Here is an 18,994-nt window from a genome sequence, read left to right as displayed (position 1 = left end):
CCCAAGCTCACAGGCGTCTACCGAACTGAAGCAACTCCACCCCGGTTCCCGGCCGCCGAGCCTGGACGCGGCTGGCACTGGCGCAGTCTGTGAGACGTTCGGCTGGATTCGGCCCGTGTTCGTGCGAGTCCAGCCGAAGGTAGGAGATGCTGATGCCATGGAGAAGCGGCTGATCGAGCTCGAAGTCGAGAACTTTCGCAGTCTGCGAAAGATCAGTGTCCCACTCGGCCCGCTCAACGTGCTGGTCGGCGCCAACGGTGCGGGCAAGACCAACGTGCTCGACGTGTTCCGTTTCCTGGCGGACATCATCCACACCGACATCGAACCCGCCCTGGAGAGCCGAGGCGGATACGCCAGCGTGGCCTTCCGTGGGGCCGATCGCATCCCCTCCTCCATAGAGATCCGCTTGAAGGCGACCTGGACGAGGCACAGCAGCCTCAAAGCGCCCGACGAGTACCAGTTGCGGATCAGTCGCCGGGCGAGGGGGGAGGGCGAAACGCTCTCGCGTAGGGAGTCGTTCAAGTTCAAGCGGACTCAGGGCCGGGGGAGACGGATCACGATCAGTGGCGAGAAGGCCCGCGTCGTCGACCGGGGCGGGCAAGGCGGCGAAGAAGAGCGTTCCATCGGTCTCCGCCGACTCAGCAGTGGCCTCTCGACCCTGCCCCGGTTGGCCGACGACGCCGGTGGAAGCGAGGTTGCGGCCCTGGCGCGGCAGCTCGCCTCGTTCCGCGTGTTCGATGTCGACGTCGCCACAGCCTGTACCGCGTCGCGTATGACGCGCTACATGCACGAGGACCGTATGCGGCTGGACGATGACGCAGCCAACCTCGCGGAGTTCCTGTTCGCACTGCATCGGACCGATGTGCGTGCGTGGCAGCGCTTGGAGGCCGACGCCAGGCAGGTTCTTCCCCAGCTGGAAGGGATCGACTTCAGTTTTCCCTCGGGGCCGGCGCGCGAGGTCGTCGTGGTGCTGCACGAAAGCGGACTGCGCCAGCCGACGGAACTCGCCGATGCGTCCTTCGGAACGATCCGGCTCCTAGGGCTGCTCGCACTCCTCTACGACCCTGAGCCGCCCGCACTCACCTGCATCGAAGAGATCGACCACGGCCTGCACCCCCAGGCGCTGGAACTGCTGGTCGAACGTGTGCGGGACGCGAGCCACCGTACGCAGTTCCTCATAGCGACGCACTCGCCCGCGCTCGCCGATCGCCTCCGGCCGACCGAGTTGATCGTGTGCGAGCGCGACGACAGGGGCGAGTCGCAGATTCCGGCCGTATCGGTCCGCGACATCAAGCGGATCGTTGACGCGAGCGAAGACCAGCCACTCGGCGAGCTCTGGTTCTCCGGCAGCCTTGGTGGAGATCTGTGAGCCGCGGAAAGGGGAGGAAGGGGACAGCGAAGCGGCCGACGAAGCACCCGGTTGTGGTGGTCGCGGGGGAGGACCGCAATGATCGCGCCAGCCTTCGCATCCTCTTGGAGGCCGTCTGTCCGCAGATGCGCGGGCGGATCGTCGAGATCAGCGATGATGTGCGGCTGCACAAGGCGACCGGTGAGAACCTCACGTCTCGGATCCGTACGCTCGCCCGCAAGGTGAAGGCGCGCGCCCAGCGCGAGAAAGCCGATGTGGCGTGTGTATTCATCCATGAGGACTTCGATCGGCCAGATGGAGCGGCCTGGACCGCGGCACATGCCAAGGTCGAACAGGAGTTGAGCAAATCCCTCGGCACCGGGCACTACGTACTCGCCGCGGCGGAAATGGAAGCGTGGCTTCTCCTCTTCCCTGGCGCGCTTGCCGACACCGTGACGACCTGGCAGATTCCCGAGCGCCGCGTGGGTCGGGATACCGGACGGATGGCAGACCCCAAGCGAATCCTCATGACGGAAGTCACCGGGAAGGGAGGGCGTAAGTATCGCGAGTCGGACGCTCCAGAAGTCGTCCGCAACATCGTCGACAATGGCCACCTGAGTGCTCCGCAGGGAACCAACCGCTCATTGGACCGCTTCAACGAAGACGCCCGAGTCTGCGGTGAGAAGCACATCGGCTCAGGAAAGGGCTGAGTCTGCCGACAGAGATCCCGGCCCGTAGCGGCGCGGCCGCCGCCCGGTATGACGTTATCTTGGCGTTGATCATGGGCTGGTATCTGATCGTGCCCCTTTTGTCCGATCGAATCCCATGGTCATCGGTGGCCTCCGGCGACCTTGCCACCTGGGATGGCGCAATGGCCGGACGGAACGTCACAGATCGCCTCTAAGGTTGTCCCATGGGTGATCAACCGGTGCTGAAACCCCCGACGCCGCAGGAGATCCGGGGCGAGTTCGAAGACCTCGTCGTCACCGACCTCTACGGGCCGATCGGCGGGGACGAGGAGGAGCTGGGCGGGGACCGGCCCACCGACTACTACATCCTCGGCAGACTCGCGCCCAACGGGGCCCTGTTCCAGCCCGAGGAGCAGGACAACCTGGCCGAGAACGGCCTGGAGGACACCTCGGTCCCCATCAACGAGCCCGATGACCCCGACCCCGAGCCCGAGGCCCCCTCCGTCCCCAGCATGTACTGCTCGGCCTACGGGCTGACCGCGGCCGTCGATCCCGACGTGGGTGAGCTGCGTGCCCGCGCCTCCTGGGGGAGGTACGTCCAGCAGCAGGCATCCGGCGCCGGAGCGGCGAGTGACCCGCGGTCGAAGGAGCGGGTGTACCGGCGCGAGCCCGGGACCGGCGAAGTGGCCATCCCGCTGACCGACGGCGCCTTCGGCCCCCTGCCGCTCGACCCCGAACAGCCGCGGGTGTGCGTGCGCGGCCGCGTACGCACCCACAAGAAGGACAAGCTCGTCACGGTCTTCCTGGTCAACGGCGAAACCGGGGAACCTCGTGAGCAGCACAAGTGGCTGTTCCAGGCCGAACTGGAGCTCACCGCGGCCGACGGCTCCGCCCCGGTCTTCCGCCCCCGGGACGACCACGTCTCCGGCGGCGACGCCATGGACCGCGCGGAGCAGCGGCGGCTCGCCATGACCCACCGGTACTCGGCCGAGTTCGCCATCGGGCACAGCACCGCCGTCGCCGTCGACACCCTGCCCGACGACCCGCGGCGCGCCACCGCCGTGCGCACCGCCGCCGTCCCGCGCCACGAGCTCGCCCACACCGACGTCCCCAGTGCCGACGCCGATCCCGACCTGCCCGAGCTCGCCGACGTCGAACTCGACATGAAGCGGCTGGCCGCCCTCGGCGCCGCCGACGTCCGCGGCCGCCTCGAACCGCTCGTCACCGGGTACCGGGCCTGGATCGCCCGCCAGCGCGGCCGCCTCGCCACCCCCGCCGCCCACCACCTGAACGGTTTCACCAAGGACGCGGAGGCCAACCTCGCCGACGCCGAGGAGGCGGCGGGGCGCATCGCGGCCGCGATCGACCTGCTCGCCACCGACGCCGAGGCACTGCGCTGCTTCCGGTTCGCCAACGCGGTCATGTCCGGCCAGCGCGTGCACACCCTCCTCGCCGAGGAGCGGCGCAGGGCCCAGAGCAGCGGTGAGGACCCGGACCTCGCGGAGCTGAAGGCCGAGCTCGACCGCCCGAAGAACCACAGGTGGCGCCCCTTCCAGCTCGCGTTCATCCTGCTCAACCTCCCCTCGCTGACCGACCCCGGGCACCCCGAGCGCACCGGCGACCACGGCCGCATGGCCGACCTGCTCTGGTTCCCCACCGGCGGCGGCAAGACCGAGGCCTACCTCGGCCTGACCGCCTACACGCTGGCCATCCGGCGCCGACAGGGCGAGGTGGCCGGCCTCTCCGGGCACGCGGGCGTCGCGGTGCTGATGCGCTACACGCTCCGCCTGCTCACCATCGACCAGTTCCAGCGCGCCGCCGCCCTCATCTGCGCCTGCGAGGTCGAGCGGCGGGAGGACGAGTCCACGTGGGGAAGGGAACCGTTCCGGATCGGCCTGTGGGTGGGCAACAAGTCCACTCCCAACAGGGTCGACCAGGCGCACGACTGGCTCAAGGCCGTCCGCAACCCCAACCGGGGCTCGGGCAACCGCGCGATCGGCTCCCCGCACCAGCTCGTGTCCTGCCCTTGGTGCGGCAGTGCGATCACCGCCGGTCAGGACATCGACGTCGACATGGTCGAGCGCCGCGCCCACATGTTCTGCCCCGACCTGGAGTGCCCGTTCAGCAGGTGGGCCAGCGGGGGCGAGGGACTGCCGGTCCTCGTCGTCGACGAGGAGATCTACCGGCTGGTGCCCTCGCTTGTCATCGCCACGGTCGACAAGTTCGCCCAGCTCGCCTGGAAGGGGGAGACGCAGGCGCTGTTCGGGCGGGTCGAGCGCGTCTGCACGCGCCACGGCTACCTCTCCGGTGAGTTGCAGCGCGACGCCTGCGGCGGGGCCTCGGCGCACCAGGCCGAGAAGGGGACCGGCGGCGCCGGACACCCCGCCGCCACGGTCCGGCGCACCGGTCGGCTGCGCCCGCCGGACCTGATCATCCAGGACGAGCTGCACCTCATCTCCGGCCCGCTCGGCTCCATGGTCGGCCTGTACGAGACCGCGGTCGACCGCCTGGCGGCGTGGAGCTACCCGCCGCCGGGCAGCAAGGTCGAACGGCAGGTCCGCCCCAAGGTGATCGCCTCCACCGCCACTGTGCGGCGCGCCGCCAAACAGATCGGGTCGCTGTTCGCCGGGCGCACCACGCGCGTGTTCCCACCCCAGAGCCTGGACGCCGCCGACAACTTCTTCTCCCGGCAGCGTCCCACCGACCGCACCCCCGGCCGCCGCTACGTCGGGATCTGCGCCCACGGCGTGCGCATCAAGTCGGCGCAGATCCGCGTCTACACCGCCGTTCTGGCCGCCGCGCAGAAGCTGCACGACAGGTACGGGGCCAACGAGGTCACCGATCCCTACATGACACTCGTCGGGTACTTCAACAGCCTGCGCGACCTCGGCGGCATGCGCCGGCTGGTCGAGGACGACGTGTCCACCCGCCTCGGGCGGGCCGACGGCCGCGGACTGGCCCGGCGCCGCGACCCCATCGTCGAGGAACTCACCTCGCGCATGTCCAGCGACGACATCCCCAAGATCCGGGAGCGCCTGGGGCGCCCGTTCACCCGTGTGAAGAGCGCTCCGCGTCCCATCGACGTGCTGCTGGCGACCAACATGATCGCGGTCGGGCTCGACGTGCCCCGGCTCGGTGTCATGGTCGTCAACAACCAGCCGAAGTCCACCGCCGAATACATCCAGGCCACCAGCCGTGTGGGCCGGCGGCACCCGGGCGTCGTCTTCACGGTGTACAACTGGTCGCGCCCTCGCGACCTCTCCCACTACGAGCGCTTCGACCACTTCCACGCGACCATGTACCGGCACGTCGAGGCGCTGTCGGTGACCCCGTTCGCGCCCCGCGCGGTCGACCGGGGGCTGATGGGGCTGCTCGTCGCCCTGGTCCGCAACCTGGAGAGCACCTACAACGCGAACGCGACCGCGCAGATCTTCGACCGCAGCGGGAAGGACGCCGCCTACGTCCTGTCCGAGGTCAAGAACCGCGCCCGCGACGTCACCGGTGACCAGGCGGCGGCGCGGAGCGTCGAGGACCAGCTCAACACCCGCCTGGACATCTGGGACAAGCGGCGCCGGGAACAGGGCGCCGACCTCGTCTACAAGCTGTCCGGCACGAGCGATGACGTGATGGGGCTGCTGGCCGAGCCGCGTGGCGGCGGATGGGGCCGGACCACCTGCCCCACCTCGCTGCGGGAGGTGGAGGACGGAATCCGCCTGGTGCTGGACACCGCCGACGACCTCGGAGACGACGACGCGCCGGGGTTCCGGCCGCGGGGCGCGACGACCGCGAAGATGGAAACGGGGCAGGGCGCATGAGCGAGCGTGGAACCGAGCGCGCGCACGAGACGCTGCGGGTCGGCGAGCTGCGGGCCAGCCAACTCCTGCACACCTTCGGTATCGGCGCGGTCACCGACATGCCGAACCTTTCGGTGATCATCCGGGGGCTGGACCGGTGGGACCGGCAGCACGCGGCGCGGATCACCGAGAACCGGCTGCTGGCCGCCGTGCGGAAGCGGCTCGGCGACCAGGTCGCCGAACTGCGCATGCCCCCCTACACCCCCGCGTCCACCGACGTGTTCCAGCCCTGGACACAGGTCGGGGTGCCCGTCGCCGCGTTTCCGCGCTGGCTGCGGTGTACCCGGCGGGACTGCAACCGGCTCGGCCGCGTACCGGTGGCGGGGGTGTCGAGCGGCGGGAGCTTCGAGATGGTGCCCAACGCCTTCAGGCCGGAGAAGAGCCGCTACGTCCACAACTGCTACGGCAGCGGCAACAAGCGCCCCACGGCCGTTCCCGCGCGCTTCGTGATGGCCTGCGGCAACGGCCATCTCGACGACTTCCCGTGGATGTACTTCGTGCACCGGGGCGCCGAACCCGACTCCGCCGACGTCGGGCACACCCTGAAGATGGTGGAGTTCGGTACGTCCGGCGAGGCGGCCAACGTCATCGTGAAGTGCGGGTGCGGCGCGTCGCGCTCGATGGTCGACGCCATGGGGCAGAAGAACGCCGACGAGAACCTGCCCGCCTGCCGGGGCCGCCACCCGCACCTCGGCGTCTTCGAGGGGTGCGGGGAGGAGCCCCGTGCCATGGCGCTGGGGGCCACCAACGGCTGGTTCCCCCTGCAGATCCCCGTGTTCAGCCTGCCGGAGCAGGATGAACCGCTCGACCACGAGATCGAGAAGCACTGGAACCTCGGGCTGTCGACCGTCGCGCGGCTGCCCCAGGAGGCGGCGCGCGACGTGTTGCCCGCCATGGCATTCTGGCCGGAGTTCGAGCCCTTCGGGTTCGAGAAAGTGTGGGCGGCGGTCCAGGGCCGGGCCGCCGAGGACCGGGCCGGCTCGGACGGCGACGGCGACGACACCGACGACACCGGCGACACCGGCGACGCGATCGATATCGCGGGTCCGGAGTGGGAGGCGTTCACCCGCCCGGAGCCGGTCGACGTCCCTGACTTCACCACGGCCCGGCCCAAGCGGATGCCGCGCCAGGCGGCGGAGTTCCTGCACCGGGTGGTGCTGGTGCCCCGGTTGCGGGAGGTCAGTGCCCTGTACGGATTCACCCGGGTCGACCCCCCGGAGTTCGACGTCCTGCACACCGAGGAGAGCCGAGTGGCGCGGCTGTCCGTCGAGCCGCCCACCTGGGTGCCGTGCGCGGAGCAGCGCGGCGAGGGCGTCTTCCTCCAGTTCGACGAGGACAGGATCGCCGCCTGGGAGCGCAGGCCGGAAGTGCGGCGGCGCGAGGAGCGGCTGCGCCGGGGGCACATCGCGTGGCGCACCGCCCGCGGGCTCGACCCGAGTGAGTGGCCGGGGGCACGCTACGTGCTGCTGCACTCCTTCGCGCACTGCCTGATCCGCGAGTTCTCCTTGGAATCGGGGTACAGTGCGGCCGGTATCGCCGAGCGGGTCTACGCGCGCGGAGGCGAGAAGCCGATGGCGGGGGTGCTCCTCTACACCGCCGCCTCCGACAGCGAGGGAACCCTCGGAGGCCTCGTCTCCCTGGGGGCCGACCACGCCCGGCTGGACTCCCTCGTCTCCCAGGCGCTGGAGGCCGCCCGGCTGTGCAGCTCCGACCCCCTGTGCGCGGAGTACGACCCCGCCGACCACGCCCGCCTCTCCGGGGCGGCGTGCCACGCGTGCCTGTACGCGGCGGAGACCTCCTGCGTACGCGGCAACCACTACCTCGACCGCGCGCTGGTCGTCGACACCATCGTCGACGCGGAGGCGGGGATCGGGTTCTTCGGGTGAGGGGGAGAGGGGGTGCGCCCCGGACTCCGGGCCGGGGAACCGCGGAGGGCGGGACGTTGCCCGCCGCCCTCGCGGAGGTCGCGCAGGAGCTCGCCCCAGGGCACGCCGCCGCGTGGGCGCGGGTGCTTGAGGAGGCTTCCGGGCCGAGCGCCGCCGGCCTGACCGCTCATCTGCTCGCGTCTCGCCCGGGGTACGGGCTGGCGCCACTGGCCGACCGACTCGTCGCGGCCTGGGCCGGGTCTCCCGACACTCCCGGCTCGGCCGTGGCACTCGCCCTGCTGGCCGCCTCCCACGTGAGCGAGCGGACGGCCGATCGGCGCGGTGACGTGGTCATCACCGGGCCATCCGTGGCCGATGTCCCCACACGGCTGACCTCCGCCGTGGTCGCCGAGGTGATCGGGAAGGCCGAGCGCGAGCTGCTGATCGTCAGCTACGCGGCCTACCGGGCCGACGGCGTCATGGACGCACTCGCCGCCGCGGCGGGGCGCGGAGTCCGGATCAACGTGGTGTTGGAGGACGCGACGGGGGCCGTGGACGCGTTCGCACGCGTGGCCGGTCTGGCGGACTTCTGGCGCTGGCCGCGCGAACACCGAGGAGCCGACGGAAGAGCCTCACTCCACGCGAAGGTGATCGCGGCCGACCACCGCGTCGCCCTGATCGGCAGCGCGAACCTGACCGGCCACGCCATGAACGAGAACATCGAAGTCGGCGTGCTGGTACACGACCCGGACACGGTGCGCCGCATCGTCGGACACTTCCGCGCCCTGATGCGCGGCGACGCGCGCATGCTCGTCCCTGCGGCAGGGGCCTGAACGGGCGGGCCGTACGTCCGTGGTGGAGCCGAGGCAGCGCTTCGCGTCCTTGCCGCCGTGGGCGCGTTCATGCTCGGGGGATCTTCGGTTCGCTCGCGGCGACCGAGGAGGCCGCGGATCCTTCGACTCGGTCATCACCGACAGTGTGGGCTCCGGTCCCCAGGTCGTGACCATCGATGCCCGCGACCACGCCTTCGAGACGTCGAGGTGCGGCACGTGGGCCCGTTCCGAATGACGGGACTCCGCGTCGCCTCCGCCACGGCCGTACCCGGGTGGCACAGGGGCGGCGCGAAGTACCGGGAACGATGGTCTCCCTGCCTTCTCGGGGCCGCTGCGCGTCGGGCGGTCGGGGGCATGACCCGACGGCGTCGGGGGTGCGCCGGGTCATGGGGTGAGGGCGTCCTCGTCGAGGACGCGTTCGTAGCAGACGCTGGCCTCGCAGCCGACGTAGTAGCCGTAGCGCTCGATGCGGTGGTAGCCGCAGGTTTCGTACAGCCGCATCGCCTCCGGCTGCTTGTCGCCGGTCTCCAGTCGGACCCGCGCGGCGCCCCGTTGCCGCGCGGCGTCCTCCAGCGCCCGCACGAGTTCCCGGCCGATGCGGCGCCCGCGCCACTCGGGAACCACATACATCCGCTTGATCTCGAATGTGGCCGGGTCCAGCCGCCGGAGCCCGCCGCAGCCCACGGTCTCGCCCGTCTCGGCCTCCGCGGCCAGCAGGAACACGTCGATGTCGGCCGCCGAGGGCTTCGGCCCCAGCTCAAGGTCCCCGTCGTAGCGGGAGATCGTCTCCCGCTCCTGGTCACGGCGGAGCCGTACTCCTGTCGGGTGGTCCCACGCGGCCTCATGGATGGAAATCGGCATGGACGACAGCGTAGGAGGAGGCACGCGCCTGAGGTGGCGGTGCCTCCCCCGGCTCCGCCACCCGAGCGGTCGCGACGCGGGGGTTCACCCCGTGATGCTCGGGCTGCCGTTCTCGATGTGGCCCATGAGGCGGCGGGAGAACCCCTCGTCCTCGGCCAGTGTCACGTCCAGGTCGTACCATCCGTGGCCGTCCCTGGTCGGCCACACCACCGTCCGCTGGGAGGACGGGGCCACGGTGACGGTCCTGCCCGACCGATCCGTGTAGGCACGCGGCCGCAGGGAGAACGTCAGCGTCCGCTCGCCGCGGTTGGCGAAGCGCAGCCGCAGCGTACGCGCGTTCGGTTCGATCTCGGTGGCGACCTCGGCGGCGCGGGAGGCCCCGTCCGCCACCGACCCCGCGAACTCCCGGCGGAACCCGTTGGGGCCGGTCAGCACGAGCCGGTAGGCGTCGCCGCCGACGCCGATGCGCTCGCTCGCCTCGCCGGACACGTCGAAGTGGCGCGGCCGCGGCAGCTCGCCGCCGTAGGGGAAGAGGATGAAGTGGACGCTCTCACTGCCCGTGTTGCGCAGGGTGAGCTCGACGGCGCCGTCCACCACGCGGGCGGACGCGTCGGGCTGGTAGGGCAGCGGGCGGGCCGGCCGGGTCCCCGGCTCCTGCTCGGGCATCCGCTGCTCGCGGGGCGGCAGCGGCCGCCAGCGGCCCTCGAAGGGCGGGACCGGGCCGGGTCGGGTCGGCCGGGGTGGCCTACCGGCCGCGGTGAAGTCGAACACCGACGTCAGGTCGCCGGAGACCGTGCGCCGCCAATCGCTGATGTCCGGCGCCGTCACCCCGAACCGCCGTTCCAGGAACCGCACCACCGCGGTGTGATCGAACACCTGGGAGTTGACGTACCCGCCCACGGTCCACGGCGAGATCGCGATCATCGGCACCCGCATGCCCAGGCCGATCGGATCGCCCCGGTAGAACTCCTCCGCCACGTCGTCGGGCGGAACCGGTGGCGGCATGTGGTCGAAGAAGCCGTCGTTCTCGTCGTAGTTGATGAAGAGCACCGTCGAGTCCCATACCTCGGGGTTCGACGCGATCGCGTCCAGCACCTGGTAGGTGATGGTGGCGCTCTGGATCGGCGAGGACACCGAGGGGTGCTCGGAGTCGGCGGCCGACGGGACGATGTAGGAGACCTGCGGAAGCGTGCCCGCCTCGACGTCGGCGCGGAAGGCCGCCGCGGTCCGTCCGGTGGGGTGGCGCCGCAGGGCCCGCTCGAACAGGCGCCGCTCGTGGTCGCCGAGCCGGGCGACGCCCTCCTCCAGGCGCGCCTCCATCCGTTCGCGCTCCGCGGGTGACGCCTTGGCCAGCGCGTCGTAGTAGTAGACCATCGCCGGGTGATCGCCCTGGAGCGCCTTGACCGCGATGTCCTTGAACGATGCGAAGAACTCCAGCTGGTTGTCGGTGAAGTTGTCCCACTCCTGGTACACCTGCCAGCTCACCCCGGCCTGTTCGAGCAGTTCGGCGTAGGTGGCCCAGTCGTAGCCGGGGTGGGTGTCCTCGGCGTAGGCGTCGTTGGCGATCGCGCGGCGCCGTGTCCCGGGTTCGTAACCGGTGTAGCCGGTGAAGTGGTAGTTGCGGTTGGGGCTGGTGGACGACAGGACCGAGCAGAAGTAGTGGTCGCAGATGGTGAAGGTGTCGGCCAGCTCGTACTGGAAGGGGATGTCGCGGCGGTCGTAGAAGGTCATGGTGGCGGCGCTCTTGGCCGGGATCCAGCCGTTGTGCCAGCCGTCGCCGCGGGACCGCTGCCCGTCGGGCCACCCGTGGGGGAGGGCGTCGATGTACTGCAGGTCCTTCCCGACCAGTTCGGCGGCGTCGCGGACCGGGAACGGCAGCACGGCCTCGCCCCAGTCGTTCGGCTGCTCGAAGACGCCGCCGCCGTCCGGCAGCTCGATGGCGTTGCGGTCGCCGAAGCCCCGCACCCCCTTCATCGTGCCGAAGTAGTGGTCGAAGGACCGGTTCTCCTGCATCAGGAAGACGACGTGGCCGATGGCCTCCAGCCCGCCCTGCGGGATGGGCCGGGCCAGCGCGGTGTGCACCGACGGGGGGAGGAGTGATGCGCCGAGGGCACCGGCCCCGGCGGCGATGAACTGGTGCCGTGTGAGGGTCATGGCGGTCGTTATAGGCGGTGGGGAGGGCGCCGCCATTTCCATGGTTTGAACGGGCGTGGTATGTGGGCTTACGGGTGGGATTGGACCGTTATCGGCCGCACGACTGAGGGGTGCGGAATCCCCTCCCCGCGTCCGGAGGCCGGACAATGGGGACGAAGGCGCAGCCCGCCCGAGCTCTCCGTTCGTCCATCCGTCCACCCGTCCACTCGTCCGCATGTGGCCGCGGCAAGGAGGTCACATGACGCACCCGGCCGGATATCTCCCGATCGTGATCCTCGGCCTTGAGATGCTCGTGATCGTCCTGATCCTCGGCATATTCCAGATGCGCGGATACCTCGTCCACCGCGCCGAGGTCCGGGGCGCGACCCCGATCGCGCCGCCCGACGCCGATGACCTGCCCCCTGCCGAGCTGGCGTTCCTGGCCGGCGGGGCCCGGCGGATGGCCGAGGTGGTGTTCACCGACATGTACCTGCGGGGCCGGGTCGCCCGTGGGCGCGACGGTTCCTTCGCCGGCGTCGGGGGCCTTCACCCTGTGACCGGCGAGGACCACCCGATGGAGCAGGCGATCCTGCGCGCCCTGCGCTTCCGTGGGCATGCCGGCGCGAAGCGGCTCATCGCCGCGGCCATGGCCGACTACGGGCGGCGCTCCGTTCCGAGTGGACTCACCGCCCTGCGCCTCTACGTCGGCTCGGCCGAGCTGTCGCGGGCGCTCCGCATGCGCTCCTGGACGCTGGGCCTGCTGAGGTGGATCGCCTACGTGGGCATTCTCGCCCTGCTCGCCGGGGGAGCCGTGTTCGTGGTCGCACCGGATGCCTGGACTCGGGACATGGGGGCGCAGGCGCTGGGTATCGGCGTGGTCCTGGTCGTGTCCTGGGCGGTGCTGCGCATCCTGGGCATCCTCACCGGGGGTGAGCTGACCGCCCGTACCGCCGCCGGTGACGCCGTTCTGGCACAGGCACGGCGGCGCCACGTCCGGGCGCGGCCGAGGGGCGATGAACGCCTCGCCGTGGCGGCCGCCCTGCGCTTCACGGCCCTGACGGGCTTGGCCGACATGGGGCGCATGCCCGTCGATCCTGCGACCGGGAGCGATCTTGCCGCCCGAGCGATCGCTCCGGGCACGGGCGAAGGAACGTCCGGGGCACACGGAGACGTCGCCCTCGGGGACCTCTGCGGCTTCGCCGGGGACTGCGTCGGCTCTGCCGACGCGTCGGGTGCGGGCGGTGGCAGCGGGTCCGGCGGGGGCGATACCGGCGGCGACGGCGGGGGCGGTAGCGACGACGGAGGGGGCGGTGATGACGGCGGCGGCGGTGACGGCGGTGACGGCGGTGGAGGTGCCGACTGAGCAGCGCCGGGGGCCGGTGGACCGCGCCTCGGGTGCCGGAATGGTCCCTTGATGCCGCTATCCTCCTTTCCCCGCAGGTCAGTGGCTGCGCGCAGCCGGGGAACCAGAGGGGGAGCATCCATGCTCGTACGCCGCATCCACGTGCCCGAGCCGTGGCAGGGCGAGGACGGGATCGACCGAGAAGCGTGGCCCTACACGATTCCCGCCGTAGCCGAGATCGCCGACAAGGGGCTGGAGTTCCGTCGGCCGGTGACCTTCCTGGTCGGTGAGAACGGCTCGGGCAAGTCGACCATCGTCGAGGCGATGGCCGAGGCCTACGACATCGACCCGCGCGGTGGCCGGGGGCGGATCCAGCGGCGGAGGGACCCCGGGGACAAGTCCGTCCTCGGCAGGGACATCGAGCTGGAGCCGACCGCGCTGGGCGCGAAGTACGCCGCCAACCGGAAGCTCAAGTCGCGCAGCTACTTCCTGCGCGCCGAGACCGCGTTCGACTTCATCGAGTTCATCAGCTCCTCCGACATCATCATCCCCGGCTACTGGCAGGACGACCTGCGCGTCCGCAGCCACGGTGAGGGGTACATGACCGTGCTGCGGACGATCCTCGGTGAGCCGGGCCTCTACCTCCTGGACGAGCCCGAGTCCGCGCTGTCCTTCGCCTCCTGCCTGCAGATGGTCGGCCTGCTGCATGACGCGGGCCGGGCGGGTGCGCAGATCATCTGCGCGACCCACTCGCCGGTCCTGGCGGCCACGCCCGGAGCGGACATCGTCGAGGTCGGCGAGCACGGTATCCGGCGCCCCGCGTGGGACGAGCTGGAGGTGGTCGACCACTGGAAGCGCTTCCTCGCCGTGCCCGACAAGTACCTGCGGCACATCGTGGACGCGTGACACGGCCCGGTCGACGCATGACATCCGTCACCGCCCGGCCGGGTGATCCTCATCCGCGAGCGGTGGCATGGCCCTCTACCAAGGCCTGCCGACTTCGACAGGCCGTGGGGCATGCCATCCGAACACTCCGTCGCCCAGGGTTCCGTCCTGCCCGAGGCCGCGCCCCGGCGCGTGTGGGCGGTGGTGCGGGCACGCCTGGTCTGGCTCGGGGCCGCGTTTTTCGGGCTGTCCGTAACGGGCGCAGCGGTGATCGGAACGGTGATGGTTCTGGCGCAGGCCGCGGCGAGCGCCTGGCAGGGCGGCCCGCCGCGCGGGCGCGACATACCGGGAACGCGGCGCGGCCAGGCCCGCGCCGTGCGCGCTCCGCGTGGCCGGGATGACGCTGCGTCGAGTTCCCCCACCCCGTTCATACGTACGTTTTCGCAGATCACGCAGGTGTTATGGGACCGTGACGGAAGCTGTGTCGGATGTCCGAAACCAACCGCTAAGTTGAGCCTCCTCATCCCCCATCCTCTTGGGAGTCATCCCTTGTCTACGTGGCACACCCATGTCTCACGCGCCTCCCGCGTCGCGGTGGGCGCCGTGCTCTTCGTCGGAGCGACGCTCGGCCTGTCCGGTGTGGCCGTCGCCGCCGACTCCACCAATGTCGCCGCCGAGAAGGAGACGCGCGGCGGACCCCCCGGGGACAACGGGACCGTGAAGGTCCACGACGCGACGACCCCCGACTCCGACATGCGCAATGAGCCGCGCGTCTGCGAGTTCACACTGGTCGGCTCCAAGTTCGACCCCGAGCAGAAGGTCACGTGGGAGATCCGCGAGTGGCCGCCGGGGACGGGCGCCAAGGACCGCCCGGTCGTCCTCGACGGCGAGCTGACCCTGGACGACGCGGGTCACGGCAGCACCGGGACCCACACCCTGCCCGATGGCCACTACAAGCTCTTCTGGAACTTCGAGGGCCAGAAGGGCCGCGCCAAGCAGAAGGTCTTCTGGGTCGACTGCGCGACCGCGGACAAGCCCTCCGAGGAGGAGAAGGAGACCGGCAAGGGCGGCGACGGCGACAAGGGCGAGGAGACCGAGGAGAAGGAGGCCCCGCAGCAGCCCGGCGGCACGTCCGAGAGCGGGGCCGAGGAGTCCGGGAAGGGCGGAGAGGACGGCGCGAAGACCGGGTCGGGCGCCGGACCCGAGGGCGAGACGGCGCCGTCGGCCGACGAGGGCGACGCGCAGGGCCCCTCGCCCGCCGCGGAGGCCGACGAGCAGAAGGCCACCACCTCCGGTGGCGGCGGCCTTCCCGTGACCGGTGCCGCGCTGGCCGGACTCGTCGCCGCGGGCCTCGCGGCGATCGGCGGCGGCGGTGCCGCCATGTACTCCGCGCGGAAGAAGAAGGCCGCGGCACAGGCGCCCGCCGACGACGAGGCGTAGCGTCCCACGACCGGGCCGGAACCGCGGAACGGCAGGGGCGGGGACCCATGGGTCCCCGCCCCTCGGTGCGCGGGGGACGGGCGCCGACGCGCCGGGCCGCCGCTCAGTCCTCGTCGGCGGCGTCGGACGGGACGAGCGGGGCCAGGGCCTCAAGGAGGCGCGCCCGCAGGACGGCGCCCCGCTCGGCGAAGGCCTCCTGGGCGGCCATGTAGTCGGCCTTGCCCTGCGCGGTCTCGATGCGGACCGGCGTGTAGCCGTGGTCGCCCAGGTCGTAGGGGGAGGCGCGCATGTCCAGTTCGCGCACGTCGCGGGAGAGCTCGAAGCAGTCCAGCAGCAGCTCGCCGGGTACGGCGGGGGCCAGCTTGTAGGCCCACTTGTACAGGTCCATGGTGGCGTGCAGGCAGCCGGGCTGGTCCAGCTCGACCTGGGTGTCGCGGGACGGACGGAGCCGGTTGAGCGGGCGCGCCTCGGGGGTGAAGAAGCGGAACGCGTCGTAATGCGAGCACTGGATGCGGTGCGACTCCACCACCCGGTCGGTGCCCTCGGGGCCGAGGCGCAGCGGGACCGCGGAGTGCCGCACCTCTTCGGGCGACTGCCGGTAGACCATCGCCCACTCGTGCAGGCCGAAGCAGCCCAGGTGGGCGGGGCGCGAGGCGACCGCGCGGAGCAGGGACACCACGAACCGGGCGGTCGGGGCCCGCTTGGCCAGGAACGCCTCCATGTCGAGCCCCACCCCGACGACCGTCCGCCCCGCGGCGTCGGCGGAGCGCACCTCGGTGAAGAAGCGCTCGTCGAGCCGGCTGCGGGCGGCCGCGCCGAGCAGGACCGCGCCCGCCCCCGGATACCACCGGCGCAGCTGGGTGGGCTTGTAGCTGTAGTAGGTGAACAGGAAGTCCTCGACGGGGTGCGCCACGCCGCGGAGGCGGCGTTCGAGGTGGCCGGCGAGCAGCGCGTCGGCGCGCTTCCGGTGCCGCGCCTCGCGCTCCTGCCAGACGTGTTCCTCCAGGGGCGCGGTCGGCGCGGTGCCGGCGGCCGTGGAGTTCGCGGTGCGGGTGTTCATCGGATTCCAGGTTAGGTCGTGTTCCGCGGGGCGGTCGACCGCGGAGTCGTCCACAGGCGGGCGGATCGGGTTGGCCGTGCGGGGGAGGCGGTTGCTTGGCTGGTGGTGCGCCGGCCGATCGGCCGGCGCACCACCAGCCAAGCAACCGCCTCCCTGACGCTGGAGGGATGCCCTGTGTACGAGACCGTCGTCACCGTGGTCGGCCGCCTGGTGCGCGATCCGGATGTCCGGTTCCTGGAGGACGGTACGGCGCTGTGCCGCTTCACGGTCGCGGCCACCTCCCGGGTGTTCGACCGCGCCGCCGGTGGGTGGCGCGACGGCGAGACCGCGTTCGTGGCCTGCTCCGCGTGGCGGGCCCACGCGGAGAACATCGCGGAGAGCGTGGGGCGCGGCACGCGGGTGATCGTCGTCGGCGAGCTGCGGCAGCGCAGGTACACCGCGGCCGAGGGGGTGGCGCGGACCGCGTGGGAGGTGCGGGTGCACGAGGTGGCTCCGGCGCTGCGTTGGACGGCGGCCGAGGTCAGCCGGGTGGGGAGGGCGGGAGGGTGGGGTGCGGGGGCGCGGCGGTCGGTGGTGCCGCCGCCGCGGACGGAGGATGCCGCGGGTGACACCGGTACCGCGTCGGCCGCGTCGCGGGCGCCGTCCCCGGTGCCGGCGCCGACCGGGGGATCGGGGGAGTCCGCGGGGGACCCTCCCTTCTAGGGCGTGTACGGGGGCCGGCGCTCAGTTGGTCCGCTGGACGGGGAGGTGGCGGCCGAGGTAGCCGATGTAGATGCGGTTGGTGGTCTGCGGGCCGAGGTGGGGGTAGAAGTACAGCCGCGGGCAGATGCCGTACTCGGTGTCGAGCTTGATGTGGGCGAACATGGGCACCTCGCCGCGCGGGTCGACCTCGTGGGGCACCTTGAAGACCCGCTTCTCGCTCAGCTTCTCGCGGTTGCGCACGTGGTCGCTCTCGCGCGAGGCCAGTCGCCGGACCGGGATGGCGCGGTAGCCGTCGGGCGGTTCACGCAGGTAGCCGTGGAAGTTCAGGCCGCTGCCCGGGTTCTCCAGTTGGAAGCGCGCGTAGTCGTCCAGGGCGAGCAGTGCCTCCCAGGCGCGCGCCACCCACAGGTTCTCCTTCCGGCTGCCGGTGAGCTCGCGGACGGTGTCGTGGTCCTCGATGGTGAAGTAGAGGTGCGGGAAGTTGGAGCCGTCGGTGATGCGGTCGAGCAGGTCCTCCACCTTGTGTGGAGGGCGGCGTCTGGGGTCGGGCGGCGGCGACTCCGTGGCCAGCCGGTACAGGCCCTCCTGGCAGAGGCGTTCGCGCAGCCAGGCGATCTCGTGCTGGGCCGCGTGCAGGGACTCGCGGGCGGCGTCGGTCTCCTCGGTGAGCTCGGTCAGTTCGGCGTTGAGCCGCTCGTTCTCCTTGACCTGCTCGGCCAGGCGGGTGCCGAGCCGCTTGGCCTCCGTGCTCAGCCGGTTGGCCTCGTGGGACTTGTCGGCCAGCCGGGTGCGGAGCAGTTCGATGAAGTCGGCGGCCTGCTGGTCGCCTCCGGCGGCCACCGGGGAGGGGCGCGACGGGACGCTGGGGTCGTCCTCCGCGTCGTGGATGAATGCGTCGATCTCCTCCTCGTTGAGCAGTGCGTCGATGTCGTGCAGCGCGGGCGGGAGGGGGGATTCCAGGGCGTTGTCGCGGACCGAGCGGGCGAGCGCGAGGCTCACCCAGGCGCGCACCCGGTCGCCGTCGCGGGCGGTGTCCAGGGTCTGTGCGCTCATCCTGGGATGTCGGAGCGAGTCGGCCGCGTCGTTGAGGTCGACCCGGGGGAGGAAGGTGCGCACACCCCCGGCCGGAACGTCGAAGCCCCGGGGCAGGATCCGCCCCAGGGCCTCGTGTGCGGCGGCGTCGAGCACATAGCCCGCGCACATGCCGGTCGACCGTGCCAGGACGCTTCCCATGGTCTCGCACCACCCGGCGACGGTCATGTCCTCCGGTGCGGCGGTGACGACGATGGCCAGGCGGCGGTCGGGGTCGTTGACGGAGTCGAGGAGCGTGCGGACCGCGGTGTCGTCCTTGCCGCGCACGATATGCGGTACCGCCGGGAGCCGGTGGCCGCCGTCGAACCCGGGGACCTTGTCGAGCAGCATGCGCACCGCGTCGGGCGGGGCGATGTCGAGGCGCTCGCTGCCGGAGATGCCCGCGCGCGGGTCGACGGTCATGTCGATCCAGATATAGCGGTGGGTGAGCCGCTTGGGGTCCCGCACCGCGGTCACCGTGGTGCGCCAGACGCCGTCCGGTTTATCCGACTCGGTGGTCAGCCGCAGGAAGGTGATGTCCTCGTCGGGGTTTTCGTGCCGCAGCACCATCGCCCGCGAACGCTTACTCAATTCATAGGCGCCCGACCGGGCGAAATCGACCCGCGCACCCGCTGTTCCGCGCTTGCTCAGCCATTCGGAGAGAACCGCCGAGGTCGACGCGATGACGTCGTGATCCTGCGGGACCGTGACGATACTGCGGTAAACGAGGGACACTCCTGATCTCCTGTCGGTGGCCGGCTCCGGAGGGCTGTGGAACCTCGTGGCCTGCGGCATGGGCGTACCTGGATCGGCCCTCAAGGACAACTGTGGCCTAATGGGTGATGCTTTGCCAATCCAGCTGCGGTTTCGCCGCCGGCGGGCGGAGTGCCCCGCACCGCGGGTCGCGGACG

At 71.4% G+C, this 18,994-nt stretch carries 13 protein-coding genes; 9 read left to right on the top strand and 4 right to left on the bottom strand.

The annotated features are described in order from the left end of the window. Positions 1-157 precede the first annotated feature (157 nt). The 5 genes from HNR23_RS15220 to drmC all read left to right on the top strand — a co-directional run bounded on the left by HNR23_RS15220 (position 158) and on the right by drmC (position 8,589). A complete protein-coding gene (locus HNR23_RS15220) occupies positions 158-1,369 on the top strand; it encodes an AAA family ATPase (RefSeq protein WP_184076206.1) in 1,212 nt (403 codons plus the stop codon). Continuing rightward, entirely contained in the window at positions 1,366-2,058 is a 693-nt protein-coding gene (locus HNR23_RS15215; protein ID WP_343070574.1) for a hypothetical protein, read from the top strand. The genes HNR23_RS15220 and HNR23_RS15215 overlap by 4 nt, the downstream gene beginning before the upstream one ends. A gap of 203 nt (positions 2,059-2,261) precedes the next feature. Continuing rightward, on the top strand, positions 2,262-5,852 hold the full coding sequence (gene drmA, locus HNR23_RS15210; protein ID WP_184076204.1) for a DISARM system helicase DrmA: 3,591 nt from the start codon (positions 2,262-2,264) through the stop codon (positions 5,850-5,852). Continuing rightward, complete coding sequence (gene drmB / locus HNR23_RS15205; protein ID WP_184076202.1) at positions 5,849-7,777, top strand: DUF1998 domain-containing protein; 1,929 nt, start codon at positions 5,849-5,851, stop codon at positions 7,775-7,777. Before drmA ends, drmB begins: the two co-directional genes overlap by 4 nt. Before the next feature lie 56 nt (positions 7,778-7,833). Beyond that, a complete protein-coding gene (gene drmC / locus HNR23_RS15200) occupies positions 7,834-8,589 on the top strand; it encodes a DISARM system phospholipase D-like protein DrmC (RefSeq protein WP_184076201.1) in 756 nt (251 codons plus the stop codon). 384 nt (positions 8,590-8,973) lie between these two features. Here the strand turns inward: drmC and HNR23_RS15195 are convergent, their stop codons facing one another. Further along, positions 8,974-9,450 carry a GNAT family N-acetyltransferase gene (locus tag HNR23_RS15195; protein WP_184076199.1) on the bottom strand — a complete coding sequence of 159 codons (477 nt, stop codon included), beginning with the start codon at positions 9,448-9,450 and terminating at the stop codon, positions 8,974-8,976. An 84-nt stretch (positions 9,451-9,534) separates the two neighbouring features. Beyond that, complete coding sequence (locus tag HNR23_RS15190; RefSeq protein ID WP_221308129.1) at positions 9,535-11,604, bottom strand: phosphocholine-specific phospholipase C; 2,070 nt, start codon at positions 11,602-11,604, stop codon at positions 9,535-9,537. A gap of 238 nt (positions 11,605-11,842) precedes the next feature. On the opposite strand from HNR23_RS15190, the gene HNR23_RS15185 reads away from it, so the two are divergent. The 3 genes from HNR23_RS15185 to HNR23_RS26840 all read left to right on the top strand — a co-directional run bounded on the left by HNR23_RS15185 (position 11,843) and on the right by HNR23_RS26840 (position 15,250). Then, positions 11,843-12,946: a TIGR04222 domain-containing membrane protein gene (locus HNR23_RS15185; RefSeq protein ID WP_184076197.1), complete on the top strand. Its 1,104-nt coding sequence runs from the start codon at positions 11,843-11,845 to the stop codon at positions 12,944-12,946. A 120-nt stretch (positions 12,947-13,066) separates the two neighbouring features. Beyond that, positions 13,067-13,831: an AAA family ATPase gene (locus tag HNR23_RS15180; protein ID WP_184076196.1), complete on the top strand. Its 765-nt coding sequence runs from the start codon at positions 13,067-13,069 to the stop codon at positions 13,829-13,831. 528 nt (positions 13,832-14,359) lie between these two features. After that, positions 14,360-15,250, top strand: coding sequence for a hypothetical protein (locus HNR23_RS26840; protein ID WP_184076194.1), 891 nt, complete (start codon positions 14,360-14,362; stop codon positions 15,248-15,250). 103 nt (positions 15,251-15,353) lie between these two features. Here the strand turns inward: HNR23_RS26840 and HNR23_RS15170 are convergent, their stop codons facing one another. Further along, entirely contained in the window at positions 15,354-16,310 is a 957-nt protein-coding gene (locus tag HNR23_RS15170) for a 3-methyladenine DNA glycosylase (protein WP_246421772.1), read from the bottom strand. 174 nt (positions 16,311-16,484) lie between these two features. Between HNR23_RS15170 and ssb the strand changes: the two genes are divergently transcribed. Then, entirely contained in the window at positions 16,485-17,012 is a 528-nt protein-coding gene (gene ssb / locus HNR23_RS27220) for a single-stranded DNA-binding protein (RefSeq protein ID WP_184076193.1), read from the top strand. 21 nt (positions 17,013-17,033) lie between these two features. Here ssb and HNR23_RS15160 read toward each other — a convergent pair whose 3' ends face one another. Beyond that, complete coding sequence (locus tag HNR23_RS15160) at positions 17,034-18,818, bottom strand: coiled-coil domain-containing protein (protein ID WP_184076191.1); 1,785 nt, start codon at positions 18,816-18,818, stop codon at positions 17,034-17,036. Between the last annotated feature and the right edge of the window lie 176 nt (positions 18,819-18,994).

The sequence above is a fragment of the Nocardiopsis mwathae genome (genome assembly GCF_014201195.1).
In the GTDB taxonomy this organism is placed as follows: domain Bacteria; phylum Actinomycetota; class Actinomycetes; order Streptosporangiales; family Streptosporangiaceae; genus Nocardiopsis_C; species Nocardiopsis_C mwathae.
Note: the sequence above shows the minus strand (reverse complement) of the source record. Positions and strands in the feature narration are given on the sequence as shown.